Source organism: Pseudarthrobacter polychromogenes (genome assembly GCF_014644495.1).
GTDB lineage: Bacteria > Actinomycetota > Actinomycetes > Actinomycetales > Micrococcaceae > Arthrobacter > Arthrobacter polychromogenes.
This window is the reverse complement of the sequence record NZ_BMKU01000010.1, coordinates 119,777-134,586: the sequence shown is the minus strand read 5'-3', so window position 1 is coordinate 134,586 and position 14,810 is coordinate 119,777. Positions and strand designations below refer to the sequence as shown.

At 65.6% G+C, this 14,810-nt stretch carries 14 protein-coding genes; 5 read left to right on the top strand and 9 right to left on the bottom strand.

Features of this window, described 5'->3' with window-relative positions:
• The first annotated feature begins 114 nt into the window (after positions 1-114).
• Positions 115-756 carry a DNA alkylation repair protein gene (locus tag IEX43_RS15550; RefSeq protein WP_188812465.1) on the top strand — a complete coding sequence of 214 codons (642 nt, stop codon included), beginning with the start codon at positions 115-117 and terminating at the stop codon, positions 754-756.
• A gap of 191 nt (positions 757-947) precedes the next feature.
• Here the strand turns inward: IEX43_RS15550 and IEX43_RS15545 are convergent, their stop codons facing one another.
• The 3 genes from IEX43_RS15545 to IEX43_RS15535 all read right to left on the bottom strand — a co-directional run bounded on the left by IEX43_RS15545 (position 948) and on the right by IEX43_RS15535 (position 2,533).
• Positions 948-1,136: a hypothetical protein gene (locus tag IEX43_RS15545; RefSeq protein ID WP_188812392.1), complete on the bottom strand. Its 189-nt coding sequence runs from the start codon at positions 1,134-1,136 to the stop codon at positions 948-950.
• 74 nt (positions 1,137-1,210) lie between these two features.
• A complete protein-coding gene (locus IEX43_RS15540) occupies positions 1,211-1,630 on the bottom strand; it encodes a YkvA family protein (RefSeq protein WP_188812390.1) in 420 nt (139 codons plus the stop codon).
• 69 nt (positions 1,631-1,699) lie between these two features.
• Positions 1,700-2,533, bottom strand: coding sequence for a response regulator transcription factor (locus IEX43_RS15535; RefSeq protein ID WP_188812388.1), 834 nt, complete (start codon positions 2,531-2,533; stop codon positions 1,700-1,702).
• 333 nt (positions 2,534-2,866) lie between these two features.
• Here IEX43_RS15535 and IEX43_RS15530 point away from each other — a divergent pair, with 333 nt between their 5' ends.
• Positions 2,867-3,958: a LamG domain-containing protein gene (locus tag IEX43_RS15530; RefSeq protein WP_229666493.1), complete on the top strand. Its 1,092-nt coding sequence runs from the start codon at positions 2,867-2,869 to the stop codon at positions 3,956-3,958.
• Positions 3,959-4,069: 111 nt separating this feature from the next.
• Here IEX43_RS15530 and IEX43_RS15525 read toward each other — a convergent pair whose 3' ends face one another.
• Entirely contained in the window at positions 4,070-4,234 is a 165-nt protein-coding gene (locus tag IEX43_RS15525; RefSeq protein ID WP_172801463.1) for a hypothetical protein, read from the bottom strand.
• Positions 4,235-4,239: 5 nt separating this feature from the next.
• The gene (locus IEX43_RS15520) at positions 4,240-5,289 is read right to left on the bottom strand and encodes a glycosyltransferase family 2 protein (RefSeq protein ID WP_188812386.1); all 1,050 of its coding nucleotides are present in this window, start codon (positions 5,287-5,289) and stop codon (positions 4,240-4,242) included.
• Positions 5,290-5,677: 388 nt separating this feature from the next.
• Between IEX43_RS15520 and IEX43_RS15515 the strand changes: the two genes are divergently transcribed.
• Complete coding sequence (locus tag IEX43_RS15515; protein ID WP_188812384.1) at positions 5,678-6,889, top strand: rhamnogalacturonan acetylesterase; 1,212 nt, start codon at positions 5,678-5,680, stop codon at positions 6,887-6,889.
• 96 nt (positions 6,890-6,985) lie between these two features.
• On the opposite strand, the gene IEX43_RS15510 is transcribed toward IEX43_RS15515, so the two are convergent.
• From IEX43_RS15510 to IEX43_RS15500, 3 genes are all read right to left on the bottom strand, one after another.
• Positions 6,986-7,450, bottom strand: coding sequence for a pyridoxamine 5'-phosphate oxidase family protein (locus IEX43_RS15510; protein ID WP_188812382.1), 465 nt, complete (start codon positions 7,448-7,450; stop codon positions 6,986-6,988).
• A 67-nt stretch (positions 7,451-7,517) separates the two neighbouring features.
• Complete coding sequence (locus IEX43_RS15505; protein WP_308422245.1) at positions 7,518-8,177, bottom strand: response regulator; 660 nt, start codon at positions 8,175-8,177, stop codon at positions 7,518-7,520.
• A complete protein-coding gene (locus tag IEX43_RS15500; protein WP_188812379.1) occupies positions 8,170-9,615 on the bottom strand; it encodes a sensor histidine kinase in 1,446 nt (481 codons plus the stop codon). Before IEX43_RS15500 ends, IEX43_RS15505 begins: the two co-directional genes overlap by 8 nt.
• 169 nt (positions 9,616-9,784) lie before the next feature.
• On the opposite strand from IEX43_RS15500, the gene IEX43_RS15495 reads away from it, so the two are divergent.
• Complete coding sequence (locus tag IEX43_RS15495) at positions 9,785-10,891, top strand: FtsX-like permease family protein (RefSeq protein WP_188812377.1); 1,107 nt, start codon at positions 9,785-9,787, stop codon at positions 10,889-10,891.
• Positions 10,892-10,994: 103 nt separating this feature from the next.
• Positions 10,995-11,702, top strand: coding sequence for an ABC transporter ATP-binding protein (locus tag IEX43_RS15490; protein WP_188812375.1), 708 nt, complete (start codon positions 10,995-10,997; stop codon positions 11,700-11,702).
• Between the two features lie 79 nt (positions 11,703-11,781).
• Here the strand turns inward: IEX43_RS15490 and IEX43_RS15485 are convergent, their stop codons facing one another.
• Complete coding sequence (locus IEX43_RS15485) at positions 11,782-14,703, bottom strand: exo-alpha-sialidase (protein WP_188812373.1); 2,922 nt, start codon at positions 14,701-14,703, stop codon at positions 11,782-11,784.
• Positions 14,704-14,810: the final 107 nt, after the last annotated feature.

Below are 14,810 nucleotides of genomic sequence, written 5' to 3'. Positions count from 1 at the left end.
TATGTTTCGGGGCTGCCGTAGGCTGAAAACCCGCAGGCGACGGACAGGAGACAAACGGTGGCTGAGACACCAGTGGCGGGAACAAAAGTGGCCGGAGCAACAGTGGCGGAGCTGATGGCTGAGCTGGCCGCGCTCGAGGACCCGAAGGCACGCGAGGTGAACGAGCGGCACGGCGATGATCACGGCGTGAACCTCAGCAAGCTCCGCGCCATCGCCAAGCGGCTGAAGACCCAGCAGGACCTTGCCCGGGAGCTGTGGGCCACCGGTGATACAGCGGCCAGGCTGCTGGCGCTCCTGGTCTGCCGGCCCAAGGCCTTTGGGCGGGATGAGCTGGACGCCATGCTGCGCGAGTCGCGCGCGGCCAAGGTGCAGGACTGGCTGGTGAACTACGTGGTGAAGAAGAACCCGCACGCCGAGGAACTGCGCGTCGCATGGCTGGCCGACCCGGATCCGGTGGTGGCGGGTGCCGGCTGGGCCCTAACCAGCGAGCGCGTGGCCAAGTCTCCCGAGGGCCTGGACCTTCCGGGGCTGCTGGACGTCATCGAGGCGGAGATGAAAACCGCTCCGGACCGGCTGCAGTGGGCCATGAACACCTGCCTTGCCCACATTGGGATCCACCACGCGGGGCATCGGGCCCGGGCACTGGAGATCGGCGAGCGGCTGCAGGTTCTCAAGGACTATCCCACGCCCCCGGGCTGCACGTCCCCGTTTGCACCCGCGTGGATCAACGAGATGGTCCGCCGCTCGGATCGCTAGCCAACAATGGCGAAGCCCCCGCGCGAGTCTGGCTCCAGCGCGGGGGCTCCTTGGTGCTTCCGTGTTGGGGAATAACGTGGAAACAGATAGAAACTTACAGCCGCCTACAGGCCCGAAAGTCCATTTCGCAGGGTTGCCGCAAATCTTGATTAAACATTGAGGGATCCATCCGGGGCGCCGGGATTCAATCCCTAATCGGTCTCCGGCGCTTCCGTGGCGTCCGGATCCTCTTCGGGTTCAAAGGTGTTGGGCTCGGCATCCGCTCCGATCCCTACGCCATCCTCCTGGCCGGGAACACCGCCGTCGTCCTTTCCCTGCGCAGTGGCCGTACCCTCCTGCCGATCATCCTCAGGCAGTGAATCTGGTGAGTTAACAGTCATCGCTCCTCCTTCATTGGCCGGTCCTTCACGCTAACAGCCCCCCGGCAGAAAAGGCGCGGATACAGCCAAAGAATTTACGGCCGACGGCGGACCGGCGCCGCCGCGCGGAGGATGATCTCCAGTCCCGCAGGGCTTCCGGGCCAGTGCCGCTCAAGCGCCCCGGGACCCGCCCGTTTGAGCACCGAACGCAGCACCAGCGCCACGATCACGGCGTCATCCGCGTAGCCGATCACCGGAACAAAGTCCGGCACCAGGTCGATGGGCAGGAGCAGGTAGGCGAGCAGCAGCACCAACCGCACCCGCACACCGGCGGCCAGCGTCCGGTCCGCGGCCAGCCTCCGGACCAGCCGGAGCAGGTCCGGGAGCAGGCGCAGCGCGTCCTTCATGGTGACGGTTTCGGGGTGGCGCCGGGCATAGATCCACAGGAGCACAAGGAGCACGGCGTACGCCAGCAGCAGGCCGGCCACAATTCCGGCGACGGTTTCCCAGGTCATTTCCGCCCCCTCCGAAGGGCCGGCGGTGACGCCGGCTACTGACTGAGGGTACGCCAAGGAACTCTGCTGCTACGGCGTCATCCGGTAGCCCACGCCGCGGACGGTCTCCACCCAGCGGGGATTCTGCGAGCTGTCCCCCAGGCGCTTGCGCAGGTTGCCCAGGTGGACCTCGACGGCGCGTTCTTCCCCTGCGGTGACAAAGGATCCGGTGTTGTACGGCTCGTTGCGGAGCCGCCGCACCAGGTCCGCCTTGGTCTGGACGGTCCGCCCGTTCTCCATCAGGACCAGGAGGATGTCGAACTGGGTGCGCGTCAGGTCCACGGGCTCCCCATTGATCGACGCCTGGCGGGACGCCTCATGGAGGGTCAGGCCCCGGTGGGCGAAATCGCAGCAGCCCGGAGCCGGAGGCGAACCCGCTTCACCCTCAGGGCCCTCGTGCGGCCCGTGAGGATCACCGTGCGGGGCCTGCCCCGGTGAGAGCCGTTCGCCTCTTCGCGGCGGAAGCGCCCGCTCCGCCGGCGCCTCCCGCAGGGTCCGCGGCCGCCGGAGCATGGCCGCAATCCGCGCACGCAGTTCGCGGGGGCGGAAGGGTTTGGTGAGATAGTCGTCCGCGCCGGCCTCGAACCCCATCAGGGTGTCGGCTTCGTCCACCCTGCCACTGACGATGATGAGGTAGGCGTCGCTGAACGTCCGGATCCGCCGGGACGCCTCAATGCCGTCGAAGTCCGGAAGGCCAACATCTATGGTGACGATGTCCGGGTTGTGCTCACGGACGGCATCCACGCCTGCAACGCCCGAGGCTGTTGAATGGACGGCGAACCCCGACTGCTGCAGCACTTCCGTCAGCGTTGTCCTGATGTCGTCGTCGTCTTCCACCACCACGGCAACACCGCGCTCCACCATGCACTCCCCCAAGCTTCACTTCATTTTGCGCCCAGGTTTTCCTCAGGCACATTCAAGGAACATTCGGAGAAACGGGCAATATGGATTGCTTTTATTATTCCGCACCGTGGGACCGGTACGAGCCTAGCCCAAGGAATTGCAAGTGAGCTTATTTGCTTCGTCTAAATTGAGCATTTCTTGAGCTTTGGCAAATATTGCGCATTTACTGAGATTTGCCTCACTAAAAATTAAGTCCGTTGAGCTATTGCCTTCTGCAGAGTTCCTGGCTGAAGATCAACCTGTGCTCCTCAGGGGCGCAATTGCTCGCTGGGAGCAACCGAAAAGGGGCGTTTCATGGCTGACTTTCGCTTTTTTGTCTCACATCCCAAGCGCCGGACCACACCGCTGGCAATGCTGGCAGCGGCCGCCGTCGCAATGCTTGCCTGCGTGCCGCCCGCCCAGGCAGCGGACACCACGCCGATGGATCCCAATCCGGGGCCCTCAGGCAACTTCGCCTGGAAGGGATTCAACTGGGAGAAAAGGTTCTGGGGCGGCGCCCCGCAGTACAACAAGGCCTTTGCAGCCGCGAACGTCAGCAACCCGGACGCCAACGGCCACATCACGATGAACCTGACCAATCCCACCGGCGATGCCCCTGTGGCAGCCGAGTTCCAGTCCACGCGGAAAGGGTTCGGCTACGGGACCTACAGCACCACCGTGGAAAAGAACCTGGAAACTCTGCAGAAAGAGGTGGTGTGGGGATGCCTGTTCACCTACGATCCCCTGGCCGAACCGGGCTACAACGAAATCGATCTCTGTGAGGCCTCTGCGTGGGGCGGCGGCGCCGCGTACGGGCAATCCTGGCCGGTGAGCCAGGGGCACGGCTACTGGTTTGATGCCACCAAGCCTCCCGGCGAGGGCAACAACACCACGGTCTTCGACGTCACGCCGGACCCCATCACCACCCACCGGATGGTGTGGGAGCCGGGGAAGATCACGTTCGAATCATTTGCCGGCGAGGGATTCGCCGGGAGCCTGCTGAAGCGCACCATCCTGGAAGGGGCCACTGTCCCGGTGCCGGCCCAGGAGCAGATCCACTTCAACCTCTGGGTCACCGGGGGCGGCGGCGGGGATCCTGCCCATGTGAAACCCGAAAGCGTGGTGATCAGGGATTTCTCCTTCACCGCGGCTTCCGGCCCAGCACCGGCGCAACCTGCCTCCGCCATCAAGCTGGCTGCCGCCACCACCAAGGCGAAGTCCGTCAGCACCACCACCCTGACGTGGACAGGGGCCACGGGCACCAACGTGACCCTATGGATCAACGGGACGCAGAAGTCCGTGGCCAACACGGGCTCCTACGTCAACAAAATCAAGGGTGGAAAAACCACGTCCTACAAAGTCTGTGATGCCGCCGGCTGCTCCAACGTGGTCAGCGTGGTGACCTGACCCGCCTGGACTATCTGGAAAACCTGCCACCGTGCCCGTTGGGAAACGCAGGGCGCCCGTGCGGACGCCCTGCGTTTTCCCTTGGGCTGGGCCCCGGGAACAGCGTGGAGTTTAGGCCTTGGTGCCGCGGACGGGGATGATCCTCTTGATGGCCAGGCCCAGCGCCAGGAGCGCAAAGGCTGCGAGGGCGAACCAGAACACGTCACCCGCGCCGGTCATGGCGAGGGTTCCGGAACCGGCTCCGGCTGCTGCGGGAACTGCTGGATTGTTATACATGGTTCTTACCAGGCTTTCTTTCTGTTAAAGGCTGCGTCTGTGTACGCCTTCGCGTGAACCAGCTGCAGGAAAAGGTCGATCACCAGCTCGTACATGGTGGCGGCCGCGAGCATGTATCTCCATCCCCGGAGCCGCACCGTCACCACCCGTTCGATCACGAAGACACCGGTCACGGCAAGCCAGAACGGCTGGATGTGCAGCCCTGCCCCCGTGCCCAGTGCAACCGCTACCGTGCTGAGGTAGCCAAGCGTCACCAGGACACCTGCCACCGAAAGAACCTGCCTCCCCCAATAGGGCCTGGTGACCCGTGTCCAGCCGTACTGGACGCAGTTCTCCACCGCGCCGCGCTTCCACCGCAGGCGCTGGGCCCAGAGTTCCCGCCAGGTGGGCATGACCTCTGTGACCAGGGTGCAATCGGCGGGGGATTTGATCCGGTACTTCAGCGTCAGGAGGGCGAAGGACAGTTCGTTGTCCTCTGTCAGGACCGAGGTGTCGTAGACGCCGCCCCTGCCGTTGCCGGGAGGGAGCGTGCCGTCCAGTCTGGCCGCGGACACGTCGCGGAGCGTCCGGACCCGGAACAGGGCTGCGGTGCCGGTGACTACCAGGCATTTGCCGTGCAGCCGCCGGACGTCCCTGGCGTACCGGGCGTATTCGTTCCTCTGCAGGTGGCCAACGAATCCGCCGCCCTCACCGCCCCGGAATACACCGCCCACGGCACCAAGCCGTGAATCAGCCTGAAGGTGCCCCACCGAGCGTTCAATGAAGTCCCGTGACAGCTGCGAATCGGCATCCTGCACCAGGATCATGTCCTCGGGCGCAGCCTCCGGCAGCAGGCCAGCGAGCACGAAGTTGAGGGCGCCGGCCTTCTTGTCAGTGTTGCCCACCGTTGACACCACCTCGGCGCCCGCCGCCAGGGAAATAGCTTCGGTTTTGTCCGTGCAATTATCTGCGACCACAATTATCCGGTCCGGGATAATGGTCTGGTTTTGCAGTGACAAGAGGGTTTCGCCGATTCCCGCAGCCTCGTTGTGGGCCGGGATGATGACCGTGATCACAGGGTTTCCCCTGCCAAAAGCTCAAGCATGAATGATGCCTGTAATTGCGACGCCGCGCACATTTTTCCCCGCTGAAACCATTTGAAGTTCTATTGGCTTTGAGTGTTTCAACGACAACTCAAATCGCTTGCACAGAAGTGGCAACAAAACTGCAAGCTTCAATCAAGATGACCGCACGCACCTCAACCTCAGGATGCGGTAGCGCTGAGGTTGAGGGCAGGCAGTGGCGCCCCTGCTTCCAGCAAGCGCCCCGCCTGGGGGTTCACAAGAAGAAGCAGAAGCGCACAAAAAACGCACAAAAACTCTTGACTGCTCACAGCGAGCGCTGTTACAACTTGTGTAACGCCCGTGCTGAAACGATACAAACCCTTGTCCCTCATCAAAGGAGATGACAGTGACCGCTGATGCCCGAACATCGAACAAGCCAGGCTCTTCATCCATCCATGGCGGGTCGGCCAGGAAATCCTTGGCCGCCGGCCTCGCCGCAGCAGCCCTGCTGGGTGGGGCCGGCGTGGCCGTTACCGCGCCGGCTGCCTACGCTGAACCCAGCAACTACCGCTTCGACTTCGGGAACGGGCCCGTGGAGCACGGTTACACAGGAGTCGGCGCCACAGACGCCTACAGCCCCGAAACCCGCTATGGCTTCAACACCCCGGAGCACATGGCCAACGTTTCCGCCAAGGGCACCGGAGCCGGAAGCGATGCCGTACGTTTCCTCCAGTTCGGGACCAAGAGCGCCAACACGTTCAACGTGGACCTGAAGGAAGGCCTCTACAAGGTCACCGTCACCCTGGGCGACACCTCCCGGGCCAGCATCGCGGCCGAAGGCGTGTTCCAGGAAATGAACCTGACCGGAAACGGCGCCACGGCCTCCTTTGAGATTCCTGTTACTGACGGCCAGCTGAACCTCCTGGTTACGGAGGGCAAGGTTGGCACGGCCTTTACCCTGAGCTCGCTGGAGATCGACAAGGTCTCACGCCACCCGGAGATGGACCCCACCATCTGGGTGGGCGGCGACTCCACCGTGGCCAGCTACTACCCCCTGGAAAACAGCATCCAGGGAGGCTGGGGCCAGATGCTCCCCCAGTACGTTGACCCGGCCGCGTTCGACATCCGGAACATGGCCACCGGCGGACAGATTGCCCGCGGCTTCCGCAATGACGGGCAGCTCGAAGCCATCCTCCAGTACATCAAGCCGGGCGACCTGTTCCTGCTGGAAATGGGCATCAACGACACGGCAGCCAAGAACGCCACCACCGAGGCGGAGTTCAAGGAGATCATGCGTGACATGGTCCGCCAGGTGGCTGCCACCGGTGCGACGCCGGTGCTGGTCACCCCGCAGGGCCGCGCCATGGACTTCGTGGACGGTGTGCACTCCTCGGTCAACCGCTGGTACCGCAACTCAACGGTTGCCCTGGCGGAGGAGGAAGGCGTGCACCTGGTTGACCTGAACGTCCTGGCGTCCGCCTACTTCACGGAGATTGGCCCGGAAGCCACCCTGGCCCTGTTCATGACCGGCGACACGCTGCACCCCAACCGGGCCGGCGCCTCCGAATTGGCGCGGCTGGTGGCGGAGGACCTTTCCCGCCAGGGTCTCTAGACCAAGGTCCCTGGAGCAAAGTCCCTGAATCAGGGCCTCCCGACCAGGCTCCCTGGATCCAGTTCCCTAGATCCAGGGTTCCTAGATCCAGGGTTCCTAGATCCAGTCAGCGGAGAAATCCTGCGGCGGCCACCACCGGGTCCGCGCCTGCACCTGGAACCTGCGGCCCGTGACTTCCGTGGGATTGATCCGGATGAGGTGCTCCTTGAGGCCGGACTCCCACGGTTCACGGTCCGGATCGGACAGTTCCAGGGGCACATTGCCGTCTGCCACGGGCTCGGGTATCCCTTTGACCACCACGCTCCAGACTTCCGTGCTGTACGCGTTCAGCCCGTCTGCTTCCAGCGCCACAAGGGTTCCTGCAAGCAGGGAGTACAGCTTGGTGCCGGGGGCGGTCCTGAAGAACAGGGCCCCTTCAGCGGGCACAAAGTTCACGGGGAAGATTTCCGGGGTGGTTCCGTTAATGACTGCCAGCCTGCCGATATAGGAGGAACGCAGGTATTTCCAGCACTCCTCTTCCGGAAGGATTTCAGTTTTCGGTCCCGACGGTGAGTTCTCCATGGCCCGAAGTCTAGGCCTCCGGGAACCGGCAGGAGTAGGGTCTTCCTTCCCGTGCCCTGAGGGCCGCTCAGCCTGCCTGCCCGGGTGGACGGATGATCCGGCGCCGGGTGGCGGCCGCGATGGCAGCCGTCCTGTTGTCCACGCCAAGCTTCCCGTAGATGTGGACCAGGTGCGTCTTGACCGTGGCCTCCGAGATGAACACCTGTTTGGCGATGGCGCGGTTGGACAGCCCGGTGGCCAGCAGCTCCAGCAGTTGGACCTCCCGCGGAGTGAGTGAGGTGCCCGGGTTGGTGATGCGGTTCATCAGCAGGGCGGCGGCCCGCGGTGCCAGGACGGTCTCCCCCGCGGCCGCAGCGAACACGGCCTGCCGGATCTGCTCCGGCGGGGCGTCCTTGAGCATGTAGCCGCTGGCACCGGCCTCCACGGCAGAGAGGATGTCGGAGTCGGTGTCGTAGGTGGTCAGGATGAGGACGGGCGGGGGCGCAGCCAGCTTCCGGATCGCGGCAGTGGCCGCCACTCCGTCCATGCCCGCACCCATCTGCAGGTCCATCAGCACCACGTCCACGCCCTCGCCCAGGACCGACAGGCGCGAGAGTTCCTTCAGGGCGGCTTTCCCGTCCGCAGCCTCCGCGGCGATGGAGATGCCCTCGAACTCGGTGAGCATGGCCCTCAGCCCGGCGCGGACCACAGGATGGTCATCCACCAGCAGGACGCGCACGTCAGCCACAGATGTCTCCCCCGGCATGATCGAGCGGCAGGCGGATGGCCACCACTGTTCCCTCGCCCGGGGAGGTCTCCAACTCCAGGGAACCATTGAGGGCTTCTACCCTTTCCCGCAGCGAACGGAGGCCGAATCCGCTGCCGTCCGCGCCGCCGTCGTGCCCCTTCCTGGCTGTTCCTGTCCCGGCGGTCCCTGGCCCGGCAGTTCCTGCCCCCGCGGCCCTTGCCCCAGCAGCCCCTGCCCCGCCGGCGAGGTCAGGGTCAAAGCCCACGCCGTCGTCGTAAAGGTCCATGGTGACTTCCGTGCCAAGGAAGGTGAGCGTGACCACGGCGTTGCCCGCGTTGGCATGGTCGCGGACGTTGGCGAGGCTCGCCTGGGCCGCGCGGAGCAGCGCCACCTGGTGCGTTTGCGGCAGTTCGGCCGGCTCCCCGTCCACCTCCAGCCGGCAGCGGAGCGCCGCTCCCCCCGCCGCGGCGCTCTGCCCGGTCTCTTCACACAGCCGGCGCAGGGCCTCCACCAGCGTGGTGTCGTGCAGCTGAGGGGAGGACAGGCCGCGGACAAAGCTTCGGGCTTCGGCCAGGTTGCCTGCGGCCGTCTGCTGCATCAGGGCCACCCGCGACGCTGCGGTTACCGGATCCCCGTGGGCCAGCGACTGCTCAGCAGCCCGTGCAAGCAACACGATGCTGGAGAGGCCCTGCGCCAGGGTGTCGTGGATTTCGCGGGCCAGCCGCTCCCGTTCCGCCAGCACTCCGGCCTCGTGCTGGGACGCCGCCAGTTCCTGGCGGGTGCGGCGCAGTTCATCCGCGGCCCGCCGCTGGTTCTCCGCCTCCCGGTACAGCGCAACGTACGCAAGGCCGGTGATGACGGCGAAAGCGGCGCCAAACAGTGGGCCGACGACGGCCGCCGCGTGCGGGACCGGGTCACCGCTGGCGGACCATTGGGAGGCGATGACCGCGGCTGTCATCAGTGCGATGGTCAGCAGCGCGGCACGCCGCGGCAGCAGGTGCAGGTGCAGGAAGAACAGGGGGAACGCCAGCCAGGCAAAGTCGGCGCTCCCCACCAGCAGGAGGACCCACAGCGCTGTCACTGCCGCCAGCCACTGGAGGCCGTAGCGGCGGGGATTGAGCCGGATCCGGCCCGCGGCATGCCGGTGTTCCAGGACGGTCCCGGTGAGGTACACCGCCGCCAGGACAAGTGCCAGGCCAGCCCAGAGTAACGGGAATGAGCCGCGGGAGCCGGGTGCCAGCAGCCTGACCACGCCCACCACCAGCAGGGCTGCAAACCCGGTGTGGAGCGTCACCCTCAGCACCCGCAGGATCGCTTCCGAGGACGCCGATTCCACTGCGCTCAGGGGGTCCTTGGGCGCGTGGGCGCCGGAGGAGCCATTGCCGGCGGCGGGTCCCCCGGGCCCGCCGGAAGAGTGCAGGGCAGGGGTGGCGGACATGCCACCAGCTTATGCGCGCCCGGCCAACGGAGGGTCAATCAAAAGGTTGACCTTGGGTTCCACCTTTCATCCTTGGCGGATCAACTGCCCGCCCGATGGACCGCGGGCGGACGGACGGGACAGTGGATGGAGACCTTTATCCACTGGAACCAACCGAGAGAAGAACAACGTGTTTCTGGCAATCCGCGACATCCGTTTCGCCAAGGGCCGGTTCGCCATGATGGGCGGGGTGGTGGCCCTGATTACCCTGCTCCTGGTCATGCTGTCCGGCCTGACCGCCGGGCTGGCCGAACAGTCAACCTCCGCGATCGGCAAGCTGGGGGCTGCCGCCGCTGCGCCCGTGGACACCGTGGTGTTCGGCGCCCCCGGCTCCGGCACGCCCAAGGCCTCCTACACGGAAAGCTCCGTGACTTCAGCCCAGGCGGAGAGCTGGCGGAACCGTCCGGGTGTCCGCGCTGCCGAGCCGGTGGGGATCACCCAAACCCGGGCCCAGGGTGCGGGCGCCGGCTCGGGCACCACCAATGTGGCCGTGTTCGGGGTGGCACCCGGCAGCGGGCTGGCGCCTGTGGACGTAGCCGCCGGCACCGCTGTGGTGGGCGCTTCCGTGGCCGAAGCCCTGTCCCTGGAGCAGGGGGACGCCCTGAGCATCAGTGGGATGGAACTTGCCGTGGCCGCGGTTGTTGATGACCAGTGGTACGCGCATACGAGCGTTGTGTGGACGGCGCTTCCGGCCTGGTCCGGGCTGGCCCACGTGTCCGACGGCGGCCAGCTGGCCACGGTTGTTGCCGTCACGTACCAGGACGGCGCGGAAGTGGATGAGGCTGCCGCGGATGCCGCGGCGAATACGGTGAGTGCCTCGCGGACGGAGTCCTTCCAGGCGCTGGGCTCGTTCAAGAGCGAGAACGGCTCGCTGACCCTCATGCAGGCCTTCCTCTACGGCATCTCATCCCTGGTGATTGTGGCGTTCCTGACCGTGTGGACCATCCAGCGGACCCGCGACATCGCCGTCCTGAAAGCCATGGGAGCGCCAGGGGCGTACATCCTGCGCGATGCCATCACGCAGGCGGCGATCGTCCTGGTAGCAGGCGCCGGCCTGGGCGGGATCATCGGCGTCGCGGCCGGGCTGCTTGCCGCCCAGGCAGCCCCCTTCCTCCTCAGCCCTGCCACCACGCTGCTTCCCGTCGTCGGGATTGTTGCCCTGGGGCTGGCCGGGGCAGCACTGGCTGTCCGCCGCGTCACCAAAGTCGATGCCCTGCTGGCCCTCGGCGGGAACTGAAACCCCAACCCCCTCCCCGAGTTTTTGTCCAGATATGCAGGCCTAAGGTGCCCTAAACCCTGCATATCTGGACAAAAACTCCAATCCTGTGAAAGGGAACCCGATGTCTGGCTACTCCACCCCTGCTCCGCTGGAACTGCACAATGTCACCCTCGAATACCCCGACGGCGGCGGCACCACCACCGCGCTGGACCGCGTCAGCCTGGCAGTCCCCGCCGGGCGCGTGGTGTCGCTCGTCGGACCGTCCGGCTCCGGGAAATCGAGCCTTCTTGCCGCAGCCGCCACCCTGGTCCGCCCCACCAGCGGGCAGGTGATCATCGACGGCACCGACACAACCGGCCTTCCGGACAAGGCGCTCACGGCGCTGCGCCGCAGCAAGGTGGGCATCATCTTCCAGCAGCCCAACCTGCTGCCGTCGCTCACGGCTGCCGAACAGCTCATCATCGGCGACCACCTCCGCGGAAAGCCCGTAAAAGCCGCCCGGAAGAAGGCCGCCGGACTCCTTGACGTCGTCGGCCTGTCCGCGAGCGCCGGGAAGCGCCCCCACCAGCTCTCCGGCGGGCAGCGGCAGCGGGTCAACATCGCCAGGGCCCTGATGGGGAACCCGAAAGTTTTGCTCGTGGACGAGCCGACGGCGGCACTGGACCACGAGCGCAGCGCTTCGATCATCCGGCTGCTGTGCCAGGTGACCTCCGAGTTCAACGTGGGCACGGTGCTGGTCACGCATGACACGGAGTTTGTTCCGCTGACCGATGCCGTGGCCACCATGCGGGACGGGGCCCTCGCCGCCCCGGTGCTGACCAGCGCCTGAAAGCACGGATGGCCCCGGCGGGATTTCCGCCGGAGCCATGAACAAAATACCGGCAGGTTTGCCGGCCCATGCTTTCCGCTTATCCCTTGGGTGTCACCTGCAGCCTGTCAAAGGAGATCTGCTGACCGTCCTGGTCGAGGACCACTACATCGTCGCGCCCGTTCTGGACGTCTGCCGGCAGGATGAATTCAACCGTGTTGTCCGTGGTGGGAAAGATCCACCCGATGCGGTGACTGTGTTTGTTGAGGTAGACGTAGTACCACTGGCCGTATTCGAGGCCGTTGAGGACCACTTTCTGGCCGTTGCGGTACTTATCCGCCGTGCCCAGATCGAACGGCGGAAGCTGTTCCTCGAGGTCCTGGACGGTCAGCGCGGGAACGGTGTCCGGGCGCGCCGGTTGCAGGTCCAGGACGGTTTCGCCGCCGGCCAGTGTTGCGGAGATCTGCTGTGTACCGTTGGCGGCGGTTGCCTTGAGCTCCACAGCCTCCAGCCGTCCGGCGGCGATGTCGCCGGCGGTCAGGACGTAGTCGCGGGTTGCCGTTACGGTGCCGCCCACCCCAAGGGCCTGTTCCTGGATGGAAGCATCGGGTGCGCTGAGTTCCGTCAGGGAGACATTGCCGGCGTTGCCCAGGGTGTAGGTGTAGGTGACGGTGTCGCCTGCGGAGGCATACCGGTCCCCGTCGGTGTCTTTCCACTCCGTTGCTACGGTGCCCTCAAGCCGTGGATCACGGACCTTGAGGTCCACTTCCCCGCCATCAACGGTGTAGGTCCGTGCAGTCTGCCCGGCAGAACTGACCTCCCACGTGGTGGCCGGAACAAAGAAGCCCTGTTCGGCTTCTGCCGCGGTGACTTCATGCCGCGGGGTGGTGCAGGCGTAGCTCTGGCCGGCCGGCAGCACACCGTAGCGGCAGTTGCCAGGGCCCTCGGGGACAAAAGGGCTGAAGCTGCCGGCCGTGGGAACGACCTTTTCGGTCAGCGGGCTGGTGTTGGTCACATTGAATGTGTAGGGAAAGGCTTCCCCGGCGGTGTAGGGCTGGGTGGCCAGGTCACGGCCGGCGTCGTTGCGGGCGCCGCTGATGTCCGCTGCAACCAGTCCGTCCCGCAACGCAACGGCCGCACCGGTAAACGTGACCGTCTTAGTGAGCGTCGGCGTCGAGCTGGCTGTGATGGTGAAGCTCGCCTGTGGGACGAAGTAGCCGCGCGCGATGTCTTCGGCCGTCAGCGTGTGCTTTGCCGTGGTGCAGTTGTAGCTGGCACCGGCGGCAAGGTTGTTGTAGCGGCAGTTTGGAGCCGACGGCGGCAGGAAGCCGGCGTCGAAGGTGCCGGACACGGGCACCGAGTTCGCCGTGACGTTGGCCGTGCTCTTGACGTTGAAGGAGTAGCCCAGTACCTCGCCCTCACGGTACGGGTTGGCGATGACGTCCCTGGCGGGTGCGGTTCCTGTGACGGAGAGGCCCACCTGCGGCGCCACGGGAACGGTGGCCGTGAAGGTGTGCTGCGAGACCCGGCCGTCCGCCGTCGTGAAGGCCGCGTTGAGGTTTTGTGGGCCGCTGGCGCTGGTTGAGGCGGTCAGGTCGACGTTGACTCTCACCGAGGCGCCGGGCGCGATGTCGGGGACAGGAACCGTGGAGGCGGACCAGCCGCTGGGGGTGTAGACCGTGGCGTTGGCGCCCGAGAGCGTGGTGGCTTCCTGGTTGGTGATGGTGACGGGGACCTGCTGGGTGGCCCCGGGTGCGGTGGTGACAGCCGGTACTGACAACGGCGCGCAGACGTAGTTCAACCATGCGTCGTCGAACTTGGAGAACGTGATGTTGTCCGTGTAATTGCCCTCGTACAGGACCCCGAACTGTCCGTCTTCGAGCCGGGTCACGGTGGAGTACGCGGAGAAGCCCGGGCGGATGGTGCGGACCCCTGGCCAGGTGGCGCCGTCGTCGCACGAAATGCGGGCCGAAACGTTCTCCCGGCCGGTCTTGGAGTTGGAGTTGGTGAAGATCAGCTTCCTGGCGTCAGCGGACCCTTGGGCCGCCGCCGGGTACATCCTGGCGATGGCCCCGTTGTTCGCCGGGTCCGGGAGTTCCGTGTCCTGCGTTACGGCGCCGTAGGTGGCGCCGCCGTCGGTGGAGACCGCCACTTTGCGGTAGCCCTGGTTGGCGTTGTCGCGGGAGTTCAGGAGGACCCGGCCGTCCGAGAGTTCCACGGTTTTGTTCTCATCCATGCGGTCACCCACGTTGGCGCCTTTGTGCCAGGAAGCGCCGTGGTCATCCGAGTAGACGCTGTAGGCCTGGATTTTGTTGGTGCCGTCAGCCTGGCGGACATCACCGGCGTACTGCTGGATCAGACGCCCCTTGTACTGGCCGTACTTGAGCTGGATCCCTTCCCCGGAGGAGGCAAAGTTTGAGCGGACGTCACCGGCTGCGGGGTTCGTTTTGCTGGTGCCGGGCTTGGTGACGCTGGTGATCAGCCGCGGCTGGCTCCAGGTCACGCCGGCGTCGGAGGACTCGATAACGGCGGAGGAAATGACGCTGCGGTCAGCATCGTCGTTTCCGTACTGGCTGCCGAAGAAGCCCTGGTCCTTGGAGTAGACGAAGAAGTTGAACACTTTGCCCGTCTCAGCGTCAAAAATGTAGGAGGGGTCGCTGTAGCCGTACTTGGGGGTGGTGGAGTTGCCGGGGTGGCCAGCAGCGATGACCTGCACGGGGCCCCAGGTGCGGCCGCCATCGGTGCTGCGCCGCTGCACGATCGAATTGGGATTTGGGGCGTCGGCGGCGCTTCCGGGCCTGCCGTCCCAAGAGGCCAGGACCACGCCGTTTTCCAGATATGTCATGGCCGGGATGCGATAGAAGAAGTTGCTGGCGGTCCGGTCTGCCGCCAGGTTCATTTCCGAAAAAGTCCCGGGAGTTGCGGTGGGGCTGTTCGGCGGGATGGGGGCGGCCTGGGCTGCGGGAACGGTTCCGGCCAGCAGGGCGAGGGCTAGCGCCCCTGCTCCTGCGCTCCTCCCCATCACTGCTGCGCGTCTGGTTCTTCTCGTGGTGGAACCCAAATTATGTGTCCTTTCGGGAGCCGCTGCGTTGCGGGCCTGGTGAGGTAACCGTCGGTAAAGGCCAAATA

Bases quoted from the DNA above. Each gene is read 5' to 3' on its own strand.
- IEX43_RS15550 (WP_188812465.1), top strand. From the start codon at position 115: ATGGCTGAGCTGGCCGCGCTCGAGGACCCGAAGGCACGCGAGGTGAAC.
- IEX43_RS15545 (WP_188812392.1), bottom strand. From the start codon at position 1,136: ATGACTGTTAACTCACCAGATTCACTGCCTGAGGATGATCGGCAGGAG.
- IEX43_RS15540 (WP_188812390.1), bottom strand. From the start codon at position 1,630: ATGACCTGGGAAACCGTCGCCGGAATTGTGGCCGGCCTGCTGCTGGCG.
- IEX43_RS15535 (WP_188812388.1), bottom strand. From the start codon at position 2,533: ATGGTGGAGCGCGGTGTTGCCGTGGTGGTGGAAGACGACGACGACATC.
- IEX43_RS15530 (WP_229666493.1), top strand. From the start codon at position 2,867: ATGGCTGACTTTCGCTTTTTTGTCTCACATCCCAAGCGCCGGACCACA.
- IEX43_RS15525 (WP_172801463.1), bottom strand. From the start codon at position 4,234: ATGTATAACAATCCAGCAGTTCCCGCAGCAGCCGGAGCCGGTTCCGGA.
- IEX43_RS15515 (WP_188812384.1), top strand. From the start codon at position 5,678: ATGACAGTGACCGCTGATGCCCGAACATCGAACAAGCCAGGCTCTTCA.
- IEX43_RS15510 (WP_188812382.1), bottom strand. From the start codon at position 7,450: ATGGAGAACTCACCGTCGGGACCGAAAACTGAAATCCTTCCGGAAGAG.
- IEX43_RS15500 (WP_188812379.1), bottom strand. From the start codon at position 9,615: ATGTCCGCCACCCCTGCCCTGCACTCTTCCGGCGGGCCCGGGGGACCC.
- IEX43_RS15490 (WP_188812375.1), top strand. From the start codon at position 10,995: ATGTCTGGCTACTCCACCCCTGCTCCGCTGGAACTGCACAATGTCACC.
- IEX43_RS15485 (WP_188812373.1), bottom strand. From the start codon at position 14,703: ATGGGGAGGAGCGCAGGAGCAGGGGCGCTAGCCCTCGCCCTGCTGGCC.